The following is a 3,249-nucleotide window of genomic DNA, read 5'->3' as shown; positions in this document are numbered from 1 at the left end:
TGGATCAACAAACCACTCACGTCTCAAGACGACGGCGCTTCACCACAAACCACACAAGTAGCCTGATGTCTCAACACGTTTGACAGGTTCCGCCGGGGGCATCGTAGCTGATCGACTTTACCTGTCCAGCTACGTCCCCCAGTTGAGACGTGGTTGCGGTGGTGGCTGTGGCGTACTGAAAGGTCACCGAAGCACACCCAGGCGCATCGGGAGTTGGGCAAACACCCTGAGTTGCGGGGGAGACCAGACGCGTCACTCGCCCCTGAGTGTCGTAACTGATGGTTTGCATGCCTGTGTCCGCGGCCCCCAGCGAGGTGATGAGATACTCACTGCCCACCTGGGTCCACACTAAAGTGATTTGAAACTCGCCACCGCTTTGTGTGAACGTGCCATCGGCGTTCTTTACTATGGTCGCACCATCATCGCCAGTGAACGTCCCGGGCTGTGCTTGGTTGGCGAGGAAGCGCACCGATTCCGTGCCGGTGCTGTACACGAACTGCAGGTAGCCGTTGCTGCTGTTGTCCACTAGGCGAGATCTAAGTATTCCGCCGAGAGGTTCCAGTCGCCAATTTGGGCCGAGAACAGCCTCGTTCGGACGGGCTACATCTGTGCGTTGACCAGCACTGTGACTGCGAGTGGTGACCAGCCCATCCTCGAACACATCGATGCCGCTGATGACCCACGAGCCCGTGTCTACATCCACTTGTCCTGGTCTAAAATCCTCAGGACCAGGATCGGCTGGGTCCTCCCCCTCACCTGGAATAAAGACGGTGTCGGAGGTGACGGTCAGCGTGGGTGGGGGGCCGAAGTCATCGGTGTTCTCGGAGGAGGTGAAGACCCGGTAGTTGTTGCTGGTTGTTTCTGTGGGGGATTGCAGCACCAGGCCGTGGTTGGGGGCGGTTCCGCTTGCCCAGGCGCTGACGATCGTGGTGACGTTCCACGTCATTTGGCCGGGCCAAGTGGCGCAGGTTGAATCGATGCCCGCGGTGTTGGTGACGGCGCCGTCGGTGGTGTTGGTCGGTTGGGGTGTCCAGGTCTGGGTGTCGGCGTGCCAGAAGCCGGTGATGCGTCGGACCTGGATGCCGGCCCCGACCGTGGCGCCGCAGCTGGGAGCGTCGAAGTTGGTGAGGGAGAGCTGGGCTGACGTGATGGCGGGAAGGCCTCTGGTGTCGAAGGCCAGGTAGATTCGGGACTTCTGGGTGCCCTGCGTCCCGGCGGTCAGGTATTCGCCGTCGACGTTGTTCCAGTCATTCTCGCTATCCACGTCTGTGTCGCCGTTGAGCGGCAAAGCAACTGAGGGGTCGACTGTGACGGGGTAGGTCGTCTCGGGGTCGTTAAGGAAATCCATGGACGGCTTGAGCACGAACACCTTGCCGCCGGTCTTGTCGATGACCTTGGAGGTGATCGGGCCGCTGCGGCCGTGACGAATGGCCGCTAGGTGGCCGATTCGCGAGGTGAGTCCCTTGTTGCTGGCATTGGAGTCCCACATTGCCGGCTTGGAGGAGATTGCGATCACCTCGCCGGCAGAGTCGCTTACCTTGAGGTTGCCCTCGTTGTCGCCCAAGGTGAGTCCCTGGGGGGTGATGGGAATGTGTACCTCTACCGGGCTGGTGGGCTTGCGGTTGAGGACGACGTCGAATCGCAAGCCGGTGGGAAGGGCCGTGGCGACGAGGTCACCGGCTCCCTCTCCTGCGACGCCTCGATAGATGGCCTTGTTGCCCTCGATCGCTGGTTGGGGTAATTGCCCCTCCCAGCCAAGGCTGAGGGACGTGCCGTCGCTGCGACGGAACTCGGCGAACGGCCCGCTGCCACCGCCCGAGAACTTGATGTCGGCCTTGGCCGCCTTTGGCTGCAGCGTATTCCCCGACCGTTCGAGGTCGGTGTCGATCTTCTGCCAATTGCCGTTTGCGTCCTTGACTCGGACGGGGCCGGAGGTGATCCGCGTAGTGATCTTGCCCGCTGGAGTCACCTCGCTGGTTGAGGTTTCGGTCGTCAGTGACGGAAGCTGCACGGGCTTGCCGGTGCTCTTTGCCTGCTCGACTGCCTCGGTCAGCTCGCTTTGTGCGGCGCTCTGGTCGCTGCCTTTTGGGTGTGGGGATGGCTCGGTTTGCGCCGACGCGGTCCCCGCCGACAGCAGTGATGCTAGAAGGCTCGATGCCGTGAGCGCTGCGATTGCCAGTCTGCGATGCTGACCCTTGGTGAGGATCGAGCGACGTTGACTCGCTGATGAAGTATGCAACTCTTGGGGTCTCCTATCCCTTTTGGGAGGTTGCCAGCGAATCGTGACATGACCGTGAAGGTTTGCATAAGTGTGATCAAGAACACAGCGAGAGGCTTGATCGTTGGGCGCGCAGGTGGCAGCCCTAGGGGGTCATAAATCTTGTCCAAAACTGGATTTTCGGACATGTATTACATATTGTGTGAACGCTAGGGCAAGACCGTGACCGGGTTCCCGTTTTGGGGAAGAACTGCTATCGACGAGGCCAAGGGGGTGTCGCGGTCTACGTGCAAATCTGGCACACCCAAGGCCTGCGATGCTGACTGCGATGAAAGTGTCACGCTAGGTAGCGGTATCGCGGTGGACCCAAACATGCCGCTCTTGTCAGCATGAAAGTACGGAGAGTGCCCGCGGGGGCGTCTGTTCGGCCAGCGCTACCGATACAGCCCGATCGTGCTGTACGTGAGCTACCAGCGGTGGGCGTGCCAAGGCGAGGGCGATCACTCTGTCAGTGCGCGGCCCTTCGCCAACAAGCGCTATACCGACTCGGGTGCCGCGCATGATGATCGTGGTTTGAAGCATCGGGCGGACAAGGACATGCTTGCCCGTGCCGACTTCTCCGGCTTTGGTGAAGATCTTGCGCGAGCACATCGAGCAGTTCGGGGTGGCCGGCAACGGCAGACTGTTCGCCACGAGCAAGGGCGGTCGTACACCAGCTCGGCGATCTCCGGCGTCTGGAAGTCTGCACGCAAGTAGGCGCTCACCCCTGAGCAGATGGCCTCGTCGTTGGCGGCGACGCCGCACTACCTTCGACGCGCCGCCGTCTCCCTCCGGCTAGCCTCCGGCGTCGCCTCGACCGAGGTCGCCAAGCGAGCGGGCCACAGCCTAGAGGTCCTGCAACGTGTGTACGCAAAGGTGATCGACGGACGGAGGGAACTAGGAGCTGTTTGACGTTCGGATCTTGGTGGGGTCCGGTAGCGGGCTGGTCATGGCTGATAGAACTCGGATGTGGCGCGCTTTGATGTGACCGA

The 3,249-nt window shown here is 61.4% G+C and carries 2 protein-coding genes; one reads left to right on the top strand and one right to left on the bottom strand.

Features of this window, described 5'->3' with window-relative positions; translation table 11 throughout:
* Window positions 1-70: 70 nt before the first annotated feature.
* Complete coding sequence (locus AB0B89_RS35655; RefSeq protein ID WP_358561965.1) at window positions 71-2,239, bottom strand: DNRLRE domain-containing protein; 2,169 nt, start codon at window positions 2,237-2,239, stop codon at window positions 71-73.
* 441 nt (window positions 2,240-2,680) lie between these two features.
* Here AB0B89_RS35655 and AB0B89_RS35650 point away from each other — a divergent pair, with 441 nt between their 5' ends.
* Window positions 2,681-2,974 carry a hypothetical protein gene (locus tag AB0B89_RS35650; RefSeq protein ID WP_358561962.1) on the top strand — a complete coding sequence of 98 codons (294 nt, stop codon included), beginning with the start codon at window positions 2,681-2,683 and terminating at the stop codon, window positions 2,972-2,974.
* Window positions 2,975-3,249 lie beyond the last annotated feature (275 nt).

It is taken from the genome of Sphaerisporangium sp. NPDC049002, from assembly GCF_040649355.1.
In the GTDB taxonomy this organism is placed as follows: Bacteria; Actinomycetota; Actinomycetes; order Streptosporangiales; family Streptosporangiaceae; genus Sphaerisporangium.
This window is presented reverse-complemented; position numbering and strand designations above follow the sequence as displayed.